Raw genomic sequence first — 16,840 nt, 5'->3', positions numbered from 1 at the left:
CCCTTTCAATCGACCATGTATACCGTTTCGCTGGTGTCTATTGCCTGTTGCGCCGCTTGCCCCATTCTGACGGCCCAGAGGCCGTCCTTCAAACTCACATCCGGTTTAACCTTTTCGCCACGAAGCACGGCCAGGAACCCTTTATGCTGATAGAAGGTCGACCCATTGTGATCCCCAGCCGCCAGAAGGTTGGGGTCCACTGGAACGTCCATTGATATGGGGCCTTTGGGATTGCGCGTACTTACGATCACCTGCGGCAGCGGTGGGGTTTCCAAATGATCTGGCCAGAAACGTTCGGGTCCGGGCACCAATGCCTCGATCTTGGCGTCGGGTCCGACTGCCGATATTTCTTCTTGATAACGTGACCCTTCGGCAAACATGCAAAGTTCCAACATCGCGCGCGCACCCGATGCAAAGTCGACAAGAACATAGCCGTGATCCAGAATATCTGGGGTTTGACCGTCGTAACTCTCGTCCAAATGGTTCACAGCCTGCCCGCCACTTGCCGTTATTCGTACCGGATCGGATTGCAATATCAGACGCATCAGGTCGAAGAAGTGGCAGCATTTTTCGACAAAAGTACCGCCAGTATTGCGGTTGAACCGGTTCCAGTGGCCTATCTTGTTCAAGAATGGAAAACGATGTTCGCGGATCGACAGCATTTTTATGCCACCTGTCGCCTCAGCCTTCTCGATCAGAGCAGCAATAGGGGGCATGTACCGGTATTCCATCGCAACCCAGATCGGGCAGGGGTAGCCGCTCTGCAACTGCTCGAGCCGAGCCACGTCCTGTGGGTCGGTGAACAATGGCTTTTCTACCAAAAGCGGTAGCGGACGTGTCTCGGCGATTTCGCACATCTGGTCCACATGAAGATGGTTTGGGCTAACAATGACGACGCAGTCTAGTTCCTCGACCGCCAGAAGCTCTTGTATGGAACCTACCATGGCTGCAGTTGGCGCAATTGCCTTGGCAACTTTTGCCATCTCTGGATCGGGTTCAAAGATCGCAGCCACTTTAGTACCTTCCAGCAATCCGATATTGCGCAGGTGCTCTTGCCCCATCATTCCGCATCCAATCAGCCCGTAGTTGATGGTCCGGGTCATGTGCGATTCCTTTTTACTTCAAACGTTGTACGTAGTTGGCCCGATCTGGGTCGAACCATGTTTTTGAGAATTCAACGGGTTCGGCGTTCTCTGACCAACTGAACCGCTCGATATAACCTACCGCTTGGCCCGCTGGTTTGGTGAATTGAGGAGGCGTCCAGTCCGGTAGCGCACGGACCGAAACTCTGTCTTCAGCCCTTGCGATCCAAAAGCCCAATTGGCGTTGATAATAGCGATAGAGTGAGTCGGACAGCAGGCTTTGCTCGACCAGGCCCGCTGATTCGTCCAGCCAAATTTCTTCGACAGCGATGATTGTATCATTCAGGTAGCGCATCCGCCGGACGCGCGAACCGGTATCCGAAGCGCCGAAATTTGGCAGATCGGCTGGCTTCTTCAGATGGTCGACCGACAGGGTATCCGCACGCGGTAGGCCGCCCCCCTCAGGTAGTTCCAGCCTGAACATTGCATAGACGCTATTTTGTGTACCGGTCTCGCGGATGTAGTTGCCTGAGCCTTGGATACGCTCCAACATCCCCTTTTTTTCTAACTCAGAGAGCGATTTTCGGAGCGTGCCAACCGAGACATTCAACTCCGCCGCCATCTCGCGCTCGGGCGGCAAACGCTCACCATCAATAAGGCGCCCAGCCGCGACATCACGGATCAGAAGTTCCGCGATCTGAATATAAACCGGTAGGGCATTTGGGTTTCGGTTGGATGCAGGCAAGGTAGACGCTTCGTTCGGTCGCAGGAAAAAATTGATACACTATTGATCTACATCAAAGTGATTGCTACGCAAGAGGAAAGTCAAAGATGTACGGAGCGTGAATCAAATGAGCATCGTCCCCATCACATCCCCCGATCTGGATGCGGCCGAAGTTTCGTGGTTTGCCGCTTTGTGTTCCGATGATTACCAGTTCCTTGGCGTTCCCGATGGCGATCTGCGGTCGAGTTGGGAGCATTGTTCCGGCATTGTGAAAGAGGCCGAAGCGCAGGGATTCCGCAACATCCTCTGCCCGTCATCCTATCAGGTCGGTCAGGACACGCTGAGCTTTGTTGCAGGCTGCGCGCCGATCACTGAAAAGATCAACATGCTGGCTGCCGTGCGCTGCGGTGAGATGCAGCCCATCATGCTGGCCCGCACTATCGCGACGCTGGATCACATGCTGCAGGGGCGGTTGACGGTTAATATCATCTCGTCTGACTTCCCCGGTGAGGAGGCCGACAGCGCGTTTCGGTACCAACGCTCACGAGAAGTGGTCGAGGTTCTGAAACAGGCCTGGACGCAGGATGAGATCAACCATGCGGGTGAAGTCTATAACTTCTCCGGCCTAACTACTGATCCGGCCAAGCCATACCAGACCGGAGGGCCGCTACTCTATTTCGGCGGCTATTCTCCATCCGCTTTGGACCTGTGTGGCGAGCATTGCGATGTCTATCTAATGTGGCCTGAAACCAAGGACAAACTGGCCGAGCGGATGAAGGCTGTTCACTCCGTCGCCGAAAACTATGACCGCACGCTGGATTACGGCCTGCGTGTCCATATGATCGTTCGCGATACTGAAGTTGAGGCGCAGGAATACGCGGATTACATCGTCTCGAAGCTGGACGACGAATACGGTCGCGCCATTCGTGAACGGGCGCTGGATTCGACTTCGCTCGGCGTGGCACATCAGGCCAAAAACCGCGATTTGGCCGATGAGTATGGCTATGTTGAACCCGGCCTGTGGACCGGCGTTGGACGTGCGCGATCAGGCTGCGGAGCCGCGCTGGTCGGGTCGACCGATCAGGTAATGTCGAAAATCGAAGAATACCAAAAAATGGGTATTCGTGCCTTCATCTTCTCGGGCTACCCGCACATGGACGAGGCCAAGCATTTCGGCGCACGCGTCCTACCAAACCTGAAAACCTGCTCCCTTCCCGAAGCTTACGGAAGGGTTCCAAAGACGACCCCGGCCACCCCGCTGGGCAACGGAGAACGCCGCTGATGCAACGTGTGAAACTTTCTGACTCGCTGGAAATGAGCCGCCTTGTTTATGGCATGTGGCGGTTGGGCGATGACAGCGACACGTCTGTGGGCCATGTCGAGGCCAAGATTCAAGCCTGCTTGGATCAGGGCATCACCACCTTCGATCAGGCTGACATCTATGGCGGCTACGAGGCCGAGGCTGTGCTGGGCACGGCCCTGCGTGCCAATCCAAGCCTGCGTCAGAAGATGGAGATTGTCACCAAATGTGACATCGTCGCGCCGGTTGGCCGCTACGCGGATGTGAAAGTAAAATACTACGACACTTCGCGCGCGCACATTCTGAAATCGGTCGACACATCGCTGTCCGAGATGGCGATTGACTATATCGATCTGCTGCTGATCCACCGTCCCGATCCCATGATGGACCACCATGAAACTGGGGCCGCACTTGATGAGGTTGTCGCCAGTGGCAAGGTCGGCGCGGTCGGCGTGTCCAACTTCCGCCCATGGGATTGGTCGTTGCTGCAATCGGCGATGAAAACGCAACTGGTCACCAACCAGATCGAGATTTCTCTGGGCGAGATCAGCCCCTTCACCAACGGTGATCTGGCCTTTCACCAGCAGCATGGGCAACCGATCATGGCGTGGTCTCCGTTGGGTGGAGGCCTGTTGATGGCCGGAAACCCTCCGGTCGGCGTTGTTGCAGACGAGATCGCAGCCGAATTCGGAGTGGACCGCGCCGCCATCGCCGTGGCCTTCCTGTTGGCGCATCCCGCAAACATCCTTCCGGTGATGGGCACCAACAATCTGGACCGCATCAAAACCATCTCGGACGCATTGAAAGTCAAACTGGATCGCGAAAGCTGGTACCGCCTCTATGAGGCGGCGCTGGGGCATGAGGTACCATGATGAACGCTATCTCAAAGGACATGACCCACACTTTCGTTCCGCATAAGGACGATACACGTACCCTGCGCGACGCCTTTGGCCGCTTTGCTACCGGCGTCACCATCGTCACCTGCGACAGCGCGGATGGCCCGGTTTGCATTACCGCTAACAGCTTTTCGTCCTTGTCACTGGATCCGCCGCTGATCATGTGGGCGGGCGACCGCAACTCGCGCCGTTTCCCCTATTTTCAGAAGGCCCGCCATTTTAGCGTGCATGTGCTGTCGTCCGAGCAGGCCGAGTTGTGCTTTGGCTGTTCTAAGGACGCTTTCGCCCTACGCGACATCGCGCATAAACGCTGCGGGAACGGAACGCCGTTGCTGTCGGATTGTCTGGCACGGTTTGAGTGTGAACAGCATGCATATCACGATGCGGGTGATCACGTTATCGTCGTAGGAAAAGTTCTTAAGGTTAGCATGGCGGATGGAGACGCGCTGACCTTTTACGCCGGGAAACTCGGCCAATTCGCGCAGCACTAAGCGCGATCTGACGACCGTGGGACATACCCGCGGCTGAACAAGGGAGGATCCGCATGGGCGGACTGGCATCGGTGCTTGCGCCGATTGCATTCGTGAACGAAACCGCGCTGCGTCTGGGCCGCGCGGTTGGTGTTGTTGCGATTGCAATCATGGTGATCGCAATCCTGATTCAGGTGTTCTTCCGATACGTTCTCGGCAACGCACTGCCCTGGCCGGATGAGGCCGCGCGATTTTGTATGTTGTGGATGACCGGTCTGATGGCCCCCACCGCCTTTCGGCGCGGTGGCTTTGTGGCCATCGACATGCTGGAACGCCTTTTACCACGCTTTGTCGGCCAGACGCTCAACCTGTTCTTGCTTCTGATTTCGCTTGCGGTCCTGTTGGTTGCCGTCACTATCGGCTGGTCCGAAGTCACCGGCTTTGGCGGCAAATTCGCCACCGCTGCGCTGTACCTGCCTACCTCATTCGGGTTTGACGAATGGTATCGCATTCCGCGCAGCTGGATGATGGCCTCGCTTCTGGTGGGGATCGTCCTTCTGATCTCGGTGAATACCGAGCTGATCCTGCGATCCTTCATCACTCTGCTGGGCGGAGGTCACCTGCTTCCTGAAATTCCTGACGCGGCAGTGGGGGCCGAATAAATGCTGATCTGGTTCCTGCCCACCTTCCTGATTTTCCTGCTGATCGGCTTGCCGGTCTTTTTCGCCCTTCTGGCCGCGCCGGGTATCCTGCTGTGGCTGAACGGCCAGACCAACGACATCACGCTGCTCTATCGCAATGTCTATAACGGCATGGACAGCTTCCCGCTGATGGCGATCCCTTTCTTCATGCTGGCCGGAGAGCTGATGAATCGCGGCGGTATCACAATCCGCCTTGTCGAGTTTTCCCAGGCCCTGATGGGCCACCTGCGCGGCGGTCTGGCCCATGTGAACGTGCTGAGTTCGATCCTGTTCGCGGGCCTCTCGGGATCTGCCGTGGCCGATACATCCGCTTTGGGATCGATGCTGATCCCGGCGATGGAGAAACAGGGCTACACCCGCAAATTCGCCGCCGCGATCACAGCAGCGAGTTCGGTAATCGGACCAATCATCCCGCCCTCGGGCATTATGATCATCTATGCCTATGTCATGGGCGAAAGCGTCGCCGCGCTGTTCCTTGCAGGTATCGTCCCCGGCGTGATGGTGGGCGTTGGCCTGATGCTAATGATCAAACTGATGGCCGACCGCTATGACTTCCCCGTTGCCAGCCGCAAATACACGTGGCCCGAACGGCGCCAGGCCAGCCTGAAGGCCTTCTTCCCGCTGATGACGCCCGTCATCATACTGGGCGGTATTTTGGGTGGCATCTTTACCCCGACCGAGGCCGCCGCCGTCGCTGTTGGCTATGCCTTCATCATTGGCTTCCTCGTCCTGCGCACGCTGACGTGGAAAGAGGTCCCCGAGGTCCTTAGCAACGCTGGAATGACCTCAGCCGTCGTGCTGCTGCTGGTCGGCGCGGCGATGGCGTTCAAGACGGTGGTCAGCCTTAGTCACGCGCCTGAACAACTGGCTTCGCTAATCCTTAGCCTATCGGAAAACCCGCTGATCCTGCTGTTCCTGATCAACCTGCTGCTGTTCATCGTCGGTATGTTTCTGGATGCAGGCCCCGCGATCATCATCCTTGGGCCCATCCTTGGACCGATCTTCACCAGCCTCGGCGTTGACCCGATCCATTTCGCCATCATCATGAGTGTCAACCTGACTGTCGGCCTCGCCACCCCGCCCATGGGGCTGGTGCTGTTCGTGGCCGCCGCCGTGTCACGCGAACGGGTCGAAACCATCGCCAAGGCGATCCTGCCGTTCCTGGCCGTTGAAATCATCGTGATCTTTTTGATCACATACATCCCCGCACTATCCATGACGATCCCGAGGATAACGGGATTTGCAAATTGAACTGAGTATCACAGGGAGGAAACGCATGCTCAGAGACTTCATAAAATCCGCAGCGGTGGCCACGTCGCTAGTGGCCGCATCTGCCATTGCGGCTACCGCCGCCGATTACACATTGCGCGCCACTGCGAACTCGAACGAAAACGACGAAGATTACGACGGCCTTATCGTTTTCAAAAACTATGTCGAGGCCGCGTCGAATGGCTCTATCGAGGTGGAGCTGTTTATCGGAACGCAACTGTGTTCGAACGGTGCAGAATGCCTGCAAGGCGTGGCCGACGGCACCATCGACATTTATATATCCACCTCCGGCGGGGCCTCGGGTATCTTCCCTTACGTGCAGGTTCTGGACCTGCCCTACCTGATGGCCGATGACCGCATTGCCGAGCACGTTCTGTCCGGTGATTTCACCCGCACCATGCGCGACATGGCCTTGGAGGATTCCGGCGGCGCAATCCGCCTGATGACCATCGGCAACACAGGCGGCTGGCGCAACTTCGCCAACACACAGCGCCGCATTGCTGAGCCTGCCGATATGGAAGGTCTGAAAATTCGTACCGTGGTCGCCGACCTACCGCAGGAACTGGTCAAGGCACTGGGTGCATCGCCGACCCCGATCCCATGGCCGGAGCTTTTCACCAGTTTCCAGACCGGCGTCGTTGAAGGCTCGAAAAACGGCATCACCGACATCATGGGCATGAAATTCCCCGATGCGGGTCTGCAATATGTCACGCTGGACGGCCACGCCTACATGGGCGCGCTGTGGTGGATGAACAACGCCAAGTTTCAGGAGATGCCCGAGGATATGCGCCGCGTCGTGGTCGACGGCTTTTATGCGCTGCAACAGGCAACCTTTGCTTCGCCCAAGCGCAAGTCGATTCAGGCGTATGAGGACTTCGTTGCCGGTGGTGGTGACCTCTACGTTCTGACGCCCGACCAGAAAGCCGCGTTCAAAGAGGCCGCAACGCCAGTTTATGATTGGTTCCAGTCCAATGTCGCCCGTGGCGATGAGATTTTCGTTGCTTTGACTGAAGCGGTTGCAGCGGCCGAGGCGGACGTCAACGCCTCCCGCGATGCGGACCTGAATTAAGACAGTGGGTCGGGTCTTACAGCCCGACCCTCACCGAAACGGGTACATCCACCCTTTGTAGTCGTTGACCAGAACATGCGCCCTTTCGATTTGCTCCGGCGACATTTTCTTGACCACTTCCTCAAGGCTGATCGCCGCATCGGGATCACCGCCAATGGCGCTGAGCGTGTACCACATGTAAGCTCGCACCAGATCGGGCGCAGGCATGCCAAGGCCGAGTTCATAGTACCAGCCAACACCCGACTGCGCCCCTGGATGCCCTTTCATCGAGGCACGCAGATACCATTCAAATGCCCGCTCATAGTCCTGTTCGACGCCGAGCCCCAACCCGTACATCACACCGATCAGTTCTTCGGCCTCAGCATTGCCCGACCGGGCAGCAGGCATCAGTTCCTGGCGCGCGGCCTCAAATTCTCCGGCCTCCATCAGATCGCGGGCCTGTTCCAGTTCGGCCAGCGCGGGGCTCGCAAGAAGGTAAAGAGCAAATACAAGCTGGCGCATGGGTTTGTGTTCCTTTTCGTCGGCACCGCAGCGGCGCAGGACTTGCCGCGTCCATTGACGGATGATGATTTCATCCCCTTTGATATGGAACAGGCGGCAATCGGTCACCAACTGTTTTACGACCCGATCCTGTCAGGCAACCGCAACATCACCTGCGCCCATTGTCACCACCCGGATTTTGGCACCTCGGACGGGTTGTCACTGGGGATAGGAGAGGGCGGACAGGGATTGGGGCCGGACCGCACACCCGGCATTGGGTCCGAAAAAATACGCAAGCGCATCCCTCGCAACTCTCCAGGCCTATGGAACCTCGGGGCGAAAGACATTCACACCGTCTTTCACGACGGCAGGCTGAGCATTTCGAACGTTTATGGCAATGGCTTCAATTCCCCGGCGCAGGAGTGGCTGCCCGAGGGCCTGAATTCCCTGCTGGCGGCACAGGCTCTTTTTCCCCTGACCTCACAATTCGAGATGGCGGGCAATGTGGCCGAGAATGAGGTCACAGGCGCGGTGCATGATCGTATCGACAAGGGCTGGCCAATTCTGGCCAAACGCATCCGCACCGATCCGCGCTATGGCCCAGCCATCGTCGCCGCTTTTGATGAGGTCGAGACAGCCGAAGACATCACAATCACGCAAATCGCCAATGCTCTGGCCGCTTTCATGGCGATTGAGTGGCGTAGCACCGACAGCCCGTTTGACCATTACCTTGCGGGCGACACGAATGCCCTTTCACCGGCGCAACTGGATGGGATGAAGCTTTTCTACGGCAAAGCCCGCTGCTCCACCTGCCACACCGGGCCGCTCATGTCAGATCAGAAGTTCCATGCATTGGGTTTACCACCCTTCGGGCCGGGTCGTACCCGGCAGTGGGATCCCTTTGTCCGGGATGTGGGTCGCATGGGTGAAAGCAACCGTCTGGAGGATGCTTATAGGTTCCGCACCCCTATGATACGGAACGTTGCCCTGACCGCGCCTTACGGTCACAATGGCGCCTTCCCCGATCTTGAAAGCGTCATTCGCCATCATTTAGATCCGCAGGCCAGCCTAGACAAATGGAGCCCGCAAATGGCTGCATTACCCGAGGTGCCATGGTTGCAAAAAACTGACTTTTTAGTTTGGGAGGATCACTATGAAATGGAGCGTCAACGCAAAAAAAATGACATTGATCCGGTCCAACTCACAGAGCTGGAAATTCAAAACCTTATTGCTTTTCTGCATTCGTTGACGGGTGTCAGCGTAGGTTCACCGAAATTCGGTGTGCCGAAAGGATTTATTCCTTAGCCACCACTCCGATCGAAGAAGTATTGTCAGGGGTATCGTGTCCCGCCGTCCTTCTTGGCTCTCTCTCGTGAAAAGATCGCGGTACGACATCGAGTAACGCAAAAAGTAGAAATCTACATACAAGATTACGACCTTCGGAAATTGTGCACCCTTTAAAGATGGTGTCACGAAGTGCCCCTGTTGAGATTCATGACAGCATTAAGATGAGAACTTCACTTCAGACAGAGGGGTTAAAAGTTTGCGACAGATCCTGTGCGTGTCGACGCCATCAAATGCGATAGAAGCGTTTTGAAGTACCATGGAACACGTTATTCTGAATTGAGCTGGGGATGAGTTCCTGATGCCGAGAGACAACGTCCTTGTACGTTGAGGTGAGGCTATCAACCGGGAAATTAGATCCGAACATGCAGCGATCTGCGCCAAACTGGGACAAGCATCCGGAAACGATCGGCGCGACACTTTCAGCGCTCCAGTTATGGTCGAACATCCCAAGGCCGGAAAGTTTGCAATAAACCTGTGGTAGGCTCGACAACGCGGTCAATTCATTCGCCCATCTTCGCAATCCCTGTGCAGTCCGGTCGTGAGGCGATCCTGCGTGGCACAAGACAATCCGGGTTTCCGGAGCTTGCGTAAGAATTTCTGCGGCTTGGGCCATTAGTTCAGGTATGAGTTGCAGGTCAAAGGAAAGGCCACGGGCACCCAGTTGCTTCAGCCCAGCCAAGAATGCCGGGTCTTCAAGCAGTGCGTTTGTGCCAGTTGACGCGTCTTCACCCGGAGCGCGGCCAATGATCTGGCGAACCCCGCGCAATGAAGGCAGGGTTTGAAGACGGTCGAGCTGTTCGTCCAGATCATCAGCGGTGAGATCGCAGTAGGCCACCTGCACCAACGGCCAGTCAGGGTAATGATCCGCCACAGATTGCACCCATTGAGCTTCGGCCCAGGGGTCAGCAGCTCCGACCTGAATATGTACAGAAGCGCCGAAGCCCACGGCTTCGGCATCTGCGCGAAATTCCGACAGCATATAGTTCCGCTGGATTGAGGCCGGGTCGCCGAAAAACCGGACGATGCCTTTTTCCATAAGCCAGGGATAGGTCACCGCAGTGAGGTCCCACAGGTGGTGATGTGCATCTATCTTCATGGCGTTTCGATCCCCGTGGTGCGTGCAAGAATATCAACGCCTTGCCCATTCCAGAAGTGGAGTAGATCAATGAAGATCCAGTTCTCGGCCAGCTTGTCGCCCGCGCGGCGGTAGACGTCGATCACCCTAAACTCACCGGGTTTTTCAGTGGCAGGCATACCCATGAATCCTCCCGAAGGAGTAGCTGTGAAGTTGGGCCAGCCAAAGAAGCCACCATAATGCCCTTCCGCCAGGCGACAGATATGTTTGGTCTTTGATCGGTCTCTGAAAGCCGCTCGGAACAGTCCAGAGTGTTGCTTGGCATAGCGTTCTATTGTGTAAGTCGCGCCGATCCCTTCGGGTCCCCACCAGATCATGTCCTGGTGCCAGGTTCGGGCCAATTCTTCCTCCACCGGCGCGCCGCTGTCCCATTGGCCAAGATCCTTGATCATCGCATTGATGACCGCCAATGTCTTTTCACCATCTTCTTCGGGCTGTTTGTTCAACAACAGACCGTCATGATGCATTGGTCCGGGCTGCACCAAATGTGCGGCCGTTTGAGGGGGAAACGGATTCTGACCGGCTTGCACCATCAGATGTGGTATGTCGAAGTACATCGCCGTCTCGACAATCCTGTCACCGACAACTTTGTGGAACGCACAATATCGCAGGAATGCCAATTTACCTGTCGGGCGAATACCCAACCACGGTTGATCGAACAGGCCCATCAAATGTCCCATGGATACAACCCAGACATCGGCCTGATCACTCAGTGAGTTTTGCCCTGCAAACAAGATATCCACTCGGTTCTGCATTTGTGTCAGGCTGAACTTTAGAGGCTGCCAGAATTGCCGGGCAACCTGTTCAGCTCCGATTATTTCGTCGAATGGATGAAATCCGCGCCACTTCAGGTCCGGAGCGCAGAATTGGCTCAGGACGTTGGGAGATTTTTGCTCGGTTGCGGACACCAAGGTCGTATGAAACGAGGAGACTAGTTTTTTTTCTTTCTGAAAGTTCACGGTGTTTACCATTGTAATCAGGGGTTTACGAAAGGCTCATGGCCAGAACGAGTCGGGTGACAATAGCATTTTTGCAAACGTATGCAAAAAAGTCTTGCCTGATTTGATATATGCGAATTACAGTTTTGCAAACGTATGCAAAATGATTCCTTGCAGGGGGCACCATGGCGGAAATTCAATTGCGGAACGTCGGCAAACGATGGGGCTCTTTCATTGGGGTTCACAATTTCGACCTGACAATTGCAGATCGTGAGTTTCTGGTACTGCTTGGCCCATCGGGCTGCGGCAAGACCACCACAATGCGGATGATCGCCGGTTTGGAAGACGTGACCGAGGGCGAAATTCTGGTCGATGGCAAAGTGGTTAACGACCTAGAGCCCAAGGACCGCGATGTGGCGATGGTGTTCCAGAGTTACGCGCTGTACCCCAACATGAACGTTTATGAAAACATCCGTTTCCCACTGAAAGTTCGCGGTATCGATCCCTCGACGCATGATGACAAGGTGCGCCGAGCCAGCGCGATGGTTGAACTGGACGATTTCCTGCACCGGAAGCCTGCCGAATTGTCGGGCGGTCAGCGACAGCGTGTCGCACTGGCCCGTGCCATTGTGCGCGAGCCGAACGTGTTCCTGATGGATGAACCATTGTCAAACCTGGACGCAAAACTTCGGGTTTCGACGCGCGCACAGATCAAAAACCTTAGTCACGAACTGGCAGTGACAACTATCTATGTGACCCATGATCAGATCGAGGCTATGACGCTGGCCGATCGTGTCGTAGTTATGAAACAGGGTGTGGTGCAGCAGGTTGGCAGCCCGACCGATATCTATGACCGCCCGGCGAATACTTTTGTGGCCAGCTTTATCGGCTCGCCCGCTATGAATCTGATGGATGGTGAGATGTCGGGCGGCGTATTCCGGGCCGAGCATGTCGAAATTCCGGTCGATGCGCCGGATGGCCCAATGACACTGGGCTTTAGGGCGGAAGATGCCAGCATTGCCGACGGAGAAGGCCAGATTACCGCACCGATCTACACGCTGGAACTACTGGGCGACGCGACCATGATCTCGGTCCGGGTTGGTGGTGCTCTGGTCTCGGTCAAAGCGGACAAAGCCTTTCGCGCCGAAATTGGTGAGCTGGTCTCATTCTCGGTGCCAACAGAAATCTGTCACCTTTTTGAAGCTGAAAGCGGTGCGCGGATCGGGGGCTAACCCCAAAAAGCCCAATTGGGCAAAACACCGGTCCGGACGTCGACGACGGACCGATCCTGACAGGGAGAAACGTATGAAACTCAAGACAATTCTAATGGCTGGTGCCATGTCTATTGCCTCCAGTGTTGCATGGGCTGACTGTGCATATGACAACACGGTTGATGTAAAGTCGCTGACTGCCAGTTTCGAAGCTTGGAAGGCTGTCACAGATGCAATGGCTGAATGCGGTAATTTCAGCGCTTCGCTGGACAATGAATTCCGCGAAAAGCAACCTGAAGCCTTTGCAGCAAATCCGGCTCTCTACCAAATTGGTGGTGTGTCAAATGCGACCATTATTCCACTGCTGAACGCTGGTACCATTCGCCCGCTGGATGATCTGGTCGCAGAATACGGCCAGGATTTGCTGCCGAACCAACTTATCAAAGTTGACGGAAAAACCATGGCTGTGGCGTTTATGGTCAACGCTCAACACATGATGTATCGCGATGACGTTCTGGCCGAACTGGGCATTGAAGAGCCCAAGACCTATGCCGACGTTCTGGCCGCAGCGGCCAAGATCAAAGAAGCTGGCGTCATGGATTATCCGATCGGTGGCACATTTAAAACTGGCTGGAATCTGGGTCAGGAATTCGTGAACATGTACCTGGGTGAGGGTGGCACATTCTTCACCGACGGCAACATGCCCGCGATCAACAACGAAAAAGGTGTTGCCGCGCTTGAGACCATGAAAGCGATGACCGAGTTCATGGATCCGGAATACCTGGTCTCCGACTCGACCTATGTTCAGCAGCAGTTCCAGCAGGGCAAAATCGCCATGGCGAACCTGTGGGCCAGTCGCGCGGCTGCGATGAATGACGAGGCCGAAAGCCAAGTCGTTGGCAAAGTCACCATGTCTTCTGCTCCGATGGGATCGGCGGCACCTGCTACGACCATCTGGTGGGACGGCATCGTTTTGGCTTCGAACATCAGCGATGAAGAGGCCGAGGCCGCCTTTCAGGTTGCTCTAGAAGGGATCGACGGCGAAATGGTTGCAGCCAATAACGATACCGCAGTTTGGCTGAACTCGGCTTATTCACCAGGTGAGTTGGCCGCTGGTGCTGCGGCGTCCGCTCAGAATGGTGCCAACGCATATCCGTCATCGGGACCGATGGGCATTATGCACACCGAGTTGGGCAATGGTCTGGCCGATTACCTGACAGGTGCCAAGGATGCGCAAACCACTCTGGCAGATATCGAGGCGGCCTATGTCACCGCCGCGACCGAAGCCGGTCTGATTAGCAACTGATCCTCCCAGTGGGAGGGCCTCGGCCCTCCCGCAAACCCTCTGAGAACCATGAGAAAGGCAGAGCCATGAACTTCAGGACATTTGCCGCCTTTGTTGGCCCCTCTGTCTTTATGATGCTTCTCTTTATTGCGTTCCCGTTAGTCAGCGTGTTTTCGCAAAGCTTCTACGTCACGCAGCCGGTTTATGAGACGGTGGAAAAGGAAACCTGCACGCCGGGTTTTCTGGAACAGACCTGTGTGGTTGAAGAAGTTTCTCAACCCGTGTTGGATGAGCACGGCGAGATTGTCACCCAGACCGAGTATGTGGGTCTGCAAAGCTATCGAAACGTACTCGAGCCCGAACGCGCCTGGCGCGCGGTAACGGAAGGCAATTGGAGCGTTCTGTCTACAATCAACTTCTGGAAGGCATTGCGGTTTACCCTGACCTTTACGTTGATCACGTTGCCCTTGGTAATCGTCTGTGGCTTGGGGATCGCGGTGCTAATCAACAATGCTGCGAAGTCGATCCGTGGGCCGGTGATCTTCATATCGCTGCTGCCCTTCATCATCACGCCCGTTATCGGTGCCCTTTCGATCAACTGGTTGTTCCGGGGCGACGGTATCATGACGGCTTTTCTTGAATGGTGGCTGCAACGCGATATCGCTTTGTTTGCACAAGCCTGGACTATCGAAGTCCTGATGATGTTCTACCGCGTCTGGCACGTGGCGCCGTTTGCCGCCATCGTATTCTATGCTGGTTTGCAGACCGTTAATCAGGACAGCTTAGAGAGCGCAGTCATTGACGGGGCTACCCGCTGGCAGCGCATGAAATACATCGTCATCCCGCACCTGATGCCCCTGATTATCTTTATCTCGATGATCCACCTGATGGACTCGTATCGAGTGTTCGAAGAGGTCGTTGGTTTCTCGAGCCAGGGCTATGTTATTTCGCTGCAGTGGCTGACCTTCGACTTCCTTGTGCCGGATCAGGCCGGAAACCGGTCGATCAGTCGGGCCTCGGCCAGCGCGATGCTGACCATGATCGGTATCGTTATCCTGCTTATCCTTCCGCTGCGCCGGACTTGGCGCGATCACAAAGGAGGCCACTAATATGTCCTCGCGTGCCCTTCGCCAACCGTTCAGCCTGCGGCTGACTTCGAACATATTCCTCGCTTTCTGGTGCCTTGTCGCAGCATTCCCTATCGTTTGGATCACGGTGATGAGTTTCAAGTCACCCGTGGATGCTTATGACAGCAACGCGCTGAACGTGATCTTGGGTCCAGCGACGCTGGCAACGGGTAAGGGGCTATCGATACTAGACATCATCGTGGGTATCGCGGCAATCTGGGTAGCCGTATTGCTGATCATGAAAAAGCTGCCCTCGATGATCAAATCCTATAGCAAACCCGGACAGGAATGGCTGGGTTGGATTATCGGTGTTCTTGTTGCGCTTATTGGGCTCATTCTGGTCTTCGTTGTAGTTTTGCCTGCTGCGCTCAACACTTTGAGCCCACTATTCGGCCCGTTGGGGCGGGATGTTCTGGGGCTGACAACCGAACACTATGAAACCGTCTGGATTGACCGAGGATTTACGAATAACTTCAAAAATTCTCTGATTGTGACCACCGGGGTTGTGACCGTGTCGCTGACCGTGGGCACTCTGGCGGGCTATGGATTGGCGCGGTCGGGCTCGACGCTGGCGTTCTGGTTGTTGATCGTTGCATTGATTTTTCGAGCGCTGCCGCACTCGGTTCTGGTCGCAGGTTACCTGCCTGTTTTCATCAATTCCGCGGAATGGCTGTCGCCAATTCTCGGAGAAAACGCACCGACGTTGTACGGCAAGCCGTTCGCAGTGATTGCGGTTCTGGTTGCGATCAACCAGCCCTTCACAATCTGGATGCTGCGTTCGTTCTTCCAGAATATTCCGGCCGAGCTTGACGAGGCCGCGCGTGTCGATGGCTGCAACCACTTTCAGGCCTTCCGCCGCGTCATCATGCCGGTTATGTGGCCGGGAGTGATCACCACAGGTCTGTTCAGCTTCCTGCTGGCATATAACGACTTTTTGGTGACTTCGTTGCTACTGGATGCGCAGAACCAGACCATGGTTCCGGCTATCGTCGGCATGTTCAATCGCGAGACCACCACCACAGACCAGGTTGTCGCTGTTGCCGCGGCTGTGTCGATCATTGCACCGCTGTTCTTCTTGGTCATGATCTTCCAGCGCCAGATTGTCAGCGGTCTGACAGCGGGGGCGGTGAAAGGCTGATGAGCAAGCACGCCCGCCATAACGCCATGTCGCGCCACCCGGCGCTGAACAGAATGCCAAGGGATTTTCTGAGCTTTGGGGGACCTGCCCCCAAACTCTTCCCCAAGCAATCTAAAAGGACATGAGACATGAAAGGTTCTCGCCCCGAACAAGCCGTTCTAACCCGCGACACGAACCTCGGCAAAACTGAAGAAACACGCCGTGTAATCGAAACCATGGTGGATGGTCTGAACGACCACCGCATCGACGATATAGGGGAGTTCTTTGCTCAGGGCTTTCGCTGGATGGGCAATCAGGGCTGCGGCACCAAGACTGGCCTGAAAGAGTTTCAGGACAACTGGCAGCGTCCGTTTCAGGCTGCATTCTCGGACAAGACCTGCATTGACGAGGCGCGTTTGTATATGGGCGAATGGGCGGCTGCGTTTGGCCGTCAGGAAGCCACCCATTCCGGTGAGTTTCTGGGCATCGCCCCGACCGGCAAGCGGGTTGAAATCCGCTACATGGATTTCTGGAAAGTGGTCGACGGCAAGATCGTCGACAACTGGGTGAATGTCGATTTCGCACATGTCGCGGCACAGCTGGGCGTCGATCTGTTCAACGGCCACGGCTGGGAAGCATTTGACCGGGGAGAAAAAATTCCACCCCGGCCCGAAAACTGAGGATTGGAA

Annotated in this window: 17 protein-coding genes; 12 read left to right on the top strand and 5 right to left on the bottom strand. The window is 55.8% G+C overall.

Annotated features, from left to right (window positions below):
- Nucleotides 1-5: 5 nt before the first annotated feature.
- Together ACR0IY_RS08735 and ACR0IY_RS08730 are read right to left on the bottom strand one after the other, a co-directional pair.
- Nucleotides 6-1,103: a Gfo/Idh/MocA family protein gene (locus ACR0IY_RS08735; protein ID WP_480672293.1), complete on the bottom strand. Its 1,098-nt coding sequence runs from the start codon at nucleotides 1,101-1,103 to the stop codon at nucleotides 6-8.
- 13 nt (nucleotides 1,104-1,116) lie between these two features.
- Complete coding sequence (locus ACR0IY_RS08730) at nucleotides 1,117-1,827, bottom strand: GntR family transcriptional regulator (RefSeq protein WP_480672291.1); 711 nt, start codon at nucleotides 1,825-1,827, stop codon at nucleotides 1,117-1,119.
- Nucleotides 1,828-1,933: 106 nt separating this feature from the next.
- Here ACR0IY_RS08730 and ACR0IY_RS08725 point away from each other — a divergent pair, with 106 nt between their 5' ends.
- Genes ACR0IY_RS08725 through ACR0IY_RS08700 form a run of 6 tightly spaced genes read left to right on the top strand, consistent with a single transcriptional unit; the run spans nucleotide 1,934 to nucleotide 7,511 of the window.
- Complete coding sequence (locus ACR0IY_RS08725) at nucleotides 1,934-3,088, top strand: LLM class flavin-dependent oxidoreductase (RefSeq protein ID WP_480672289.1); 1,155 nt, start codon at nucleotides 1,934-1,936, stop codon at nucleotides 3,086-3,088.
- A complete protein-coding gene (locus ACR0IY_RS08720) occupies nucleotides 3,088-3,978 on the top strand; it encodes an aldo/keto reductase (protein WP_480672287.1) in 891 nt (296 codons plus the stop codon). The genes ACR0IY_RS08725 and ACR0IY_RS08720 overlap by 1 nt, the downstream gene beginning before the upstream one ends.
- Nucleotides 3,978-4,493 (top strand): flavin reductase family protein, encoded by a 516-nt coding sequence (locus ACR0IY_RS08715; RefSeq protein ID WP_480672779.1) that lies wholly within the window; start codon nucleotides 3,978-3,980, stop codon nucleotides 4,491-4,493. Before ACR0IY_RS08720 ends, ACR0IY_RS08715 begins: the two co-directional genes overlap by 1 nt.
- Nucleotides 4,494-4,546: 53 nt before the next feature.
- A complete protein-coding gene (locus ACR0IY_RS08710) occupies nucleotides 4,547-5,134 on the top strand; it encodes a TRAP transporter small permease (protein ID WP_480672285.1) in 588 nt (195 codons plus the stop codon).
- The gene (locus tag ACR0IY_RS08705) at nucleotides 5,135-6,424 is read left to right on the top strand and encodes a TRAP transporter large permease (protein WP_480672283.1); all 1,290 of its coding nucleotides are present in this window, start codon (nucleotides 5,135-5,137) and stop codon (nucleotides 6,422-6,424) included. It abuts the gene before it with no gap.
- A 25-nt stretch (nucleotides 6,425-6,449) separates the two neighbouring features.
- Nucleotides 6,450-7,511: a TRAP transporter substrate-binding protein gene (locus ACR0IY_RS08700; RefSeq protein WP_480672281.1), complete on the top strand. Its 1,062-nt coding sequence runs from the start codon at nucleotides 6,450-6,452 to the stop codon at nucleotides 7,509-7,511.
- 30 nt (nucleotides 7,512-7,541) lie between these two features.
- Here the strand turns inward: ACR0IY_RS08700 and ACR0IY_RS08695 are convergent, their stop codons facing one another.
- Complete coding sequence (locus ACR0IY_RS08695; protein WP_480672279.1) at nucleotides 7,542-8,012, bottom strand: tetratricopeptide repeat protein; 471 nt, start codon at nucleotides 8,010-8,012, stop codon at nucleotides 7,542-7,544.
- Between the two features lie 6 nt (nucleotides 8,013-8,018).
- Here ACR0IY_RS08695 and ACR0IY_RS08690 point away from each other — a divergent pair, with 6 nt between their 5' ends.
- Nucleotides 8,019-9,296, top strand: a complete 1,278-nt coding sequence (locus ACR0IY_RS08690) for a cytochrome-c peroxidase (protein ID WP_480672277.1) — start codon at nucleotides 8,019-8,021, stop codon at nucleotides 9,294-9,296.
- Between the two features lie 268 nt (nucleotides 9,297-9,564).
- On the opposite strand, the gene ACR0IY_RS08685 is transcribed toward ACR0IY_RS08690, so the two are convergent.
- Nucleotides 9,565-10,434, bottom strand: a complete 870-nt coding sequence (locus ACR0IY_RS08685) for an amidohydrolase family protein (RefSeq protein WP_480672275.1) — start codon at nucleotides 10,432-10,434, stop codon at nucleotides 9,565-9,567.
- Nucleotides 10,431-11,444 carry an ester cyclase gene (locus ACR0IY_RS08680; RefSeq protein ID WP_480672273.1) on the bottom strand — a complete coding sequence of 338 codons (1,014 nt, stop codon included), beginning with the start codon at nucleotides 11,442-11,444 and terminating at the stop codon, nucleotides 10,431-10,433. Before ACR0IY_RS08680 ends, ACR0IY_RS08685 begins: the two co-directional genes overlap by 4 nt.
- A 152-nt stretch (nucleotides 11,445-11,596) precedes the next feature.
- Between ACR0IY_RS08680 and ACR0IY_RS08675 the strand changes: the two genes are divergently transcribed.
- The 5 genes from ACR0IY_RS08675 (at nucleotide 11,597) to ACR0IY_RS08655 (ending at nucleotide 16,831) form a co-directional block, all read left to right on the top strand.
- Nucleotides 11,597-12,643 (top strand): ABC transporter ATP-binding protein, encoded by a 1,047-nt coding sequence (locus ACR0IY_RS08675; RefSeq protein ID WP_480672271.1) that lies wholly within the window; start codon nucleotides 11,597-11,599, stop codon nucleotides 12,641-12,643.
- A 73-nt stretch (nucleotides 12,644-12,716) separates the two neighbouring features.
- Nucleotides 12,717-13,928 carry an ABC transporter substrate-binding protein gene (locus tag ACR0IY_RS08670; RefSeq protein WP_480672269.1) on the top strand — a complete coding sequence of 404 codons (1,212 nt, stop codon included), beginning with the start codon at nucleotides 12,717-12,719 and terminating at the stop codon, nucleotides 13,926-13,928.
- Between the two features lie 65 nt (nucleotides 13,929-13,993).
- Complete coding sequence (locus ACR0IY_RS08665) at nucleotides 13,994-15,016, top strand: carbohydrate ABC transporter permease (RefSeq protein WP_480672267.1); 1,023 nt, start codon at nucleotides 13,994-13,996, stop codon at nucleotides 15,014-15,016.
- A gap of 1 nt (nucleotide 15,017) precedes the next feature.
- Complete coding sequence (locus ACR0IY_RS08660) at nucleotides 15,018-16,172, top strand: carbohydrate ABC transporter permease (RefSeq protein WP_480672265.1); 1,155 nt, start codon at nucleotides 15,018-15,020, stop codon at nucleotides 16,170-16,172.
- A gap of 128 nt (nucleotides 16,173-16,300) precedes the next feature.
- On the top strand, nucleotides 16,301-16,831 hold the full coding sequence (locus ACR0IY_RS08655; protein WP_480672263.1) for an ester cyclase: 531 nt from the start codon (nucleotides 16,301-16,303) through the stop codon (nucleotides 16,829-16,831).
- Nucleotides 16,832-16,840: the final 9 nt, after the last annotated feature.

The sequence above is a fragment of the Ruegeria sp. BC1 genome, from assembly GCF_056539305.1.
The sequence above is the reverse complement of the archived record's forward strand: the minus strand, read 5'-3'. Positions and strand labels throughout refer to the sequence as shown.

What these genes read in the sequence shown, in the direction of transcription:
- ACR0IY_RS08735 (WP_480672293.1), bottom strand. Translation starts at nt 1,103, where the DNA reads ATGACCCGGACCATCAACTACGGGCTGATTGGATGCGGAATGATGGGG.
- ACR0IY_RS08725 (WP_480672289.1), top strand. Translation starts at nt 1,934, where the DNA reads ATGAGCATCGTCCCCATCACATCCCCCGATCTGGATGCGGCCGAAGTT.
- ACR0IY_RS08720 (WP_480672287.1), top strand. Translation starts at nt 3,088, where the DNA reads ATGCAACGTGTGAAACTTTCTGACTCGCTGGAAATGAGCCGCCTTGTT.
- ACR0IY_RS08715 (WP_480672779.1), top strand. Translation starts at nt 3,978, where the DNA reads ATGAACGCTATCTCAAAGGACATGACCCACACTTTCGTTCCGCATAAG.
- ACR0IY_RS08710 (WP_480672285.1), top strand. Translation starts at nt 4,547, where the DNA reads ATGGGCGGACTGGCATCGGTGCTTGCGCCGATTGCATTCGTGAACGAA.
- ACR0IY_RS08705 (WP_480672283.1), top strand. Translation starts at nt 5,135, where the DNA reads ATGCTGATCTGGTTCCTGCCCACCTTCCTGATTTTCCTGCTGATCGGC.
- ACR0IY_RS08700 (WP_480672281.1), top strand. Translation starts at nt 6,450, where the DNA reads ATGCTCAGAGACTTCATAAAATCCGCAGCGGTGGCCACGTCGCTAGTG.
- ACR0IY_RS08695 (WP_480672279.1), bottom strand. Translation starts at nt 8,012, where the DNA reads ATGCGCCAGCTTGTATTTGCTCTTTACCTTCTTGCGAGCCCCGCGCTG.
- ACR0IY_RS08685 (WP_480672275.1), bottom strand. Translation starts at nt 10,434, where the DNA reads ATGAAGATAGATGCACATCACCACCTGTGGGACCTCACTGCGGTGACC.
- ACR0IY_RS08680 (WP_480672273.1), bottom strand. Translation starts at nt 11,444, where the DNA reads ATGGTAAACACCGTGAACTTTCAGAAAGAAAAAAAACTAGTCTCCTCG.
- ACR0IY_RS08675 (WP_480672271.1), top strand. Translation starts at nt 11,597, where the DNA reads ATGGCGGAAATTCAATTGCGGAACGTCGGCAAACGATGGGGCTCTTTC.
- ACR0IY_RS08670 (WP_480672269.1), top strand. Translation starts at nt 12,717, where the DNA reads ATGAAACTCAAGACAATTCTAATGGCTGGTGCCATGTCTATTGCCTCC.
- ACR0IY_RS08665 (WP_480672267.1), top strand. Translation starts at nt 13,994, where the DNA reads ATGAACTTCAGGACATTTGCCGCCTTTGTTGGCCCCTCTGTCTTTATG.
- ACR0IY_RS08660 (WP_480672265.1), top strand. Translation starts at nt 15,018, where the DNA reads ATGTCCTCGCGTGCCCTTCGCCAACCGTTCAGCCTGCGGCTGACTTCG.
- ACR0IY_RS08655 (WP_480672263.1), top strand. Translation starts at nt 16,301, where the DNA reads ATGAAAGGTTCTCGCCCCGAACAAGCCGTTCTAACCCGCGACACGAAC.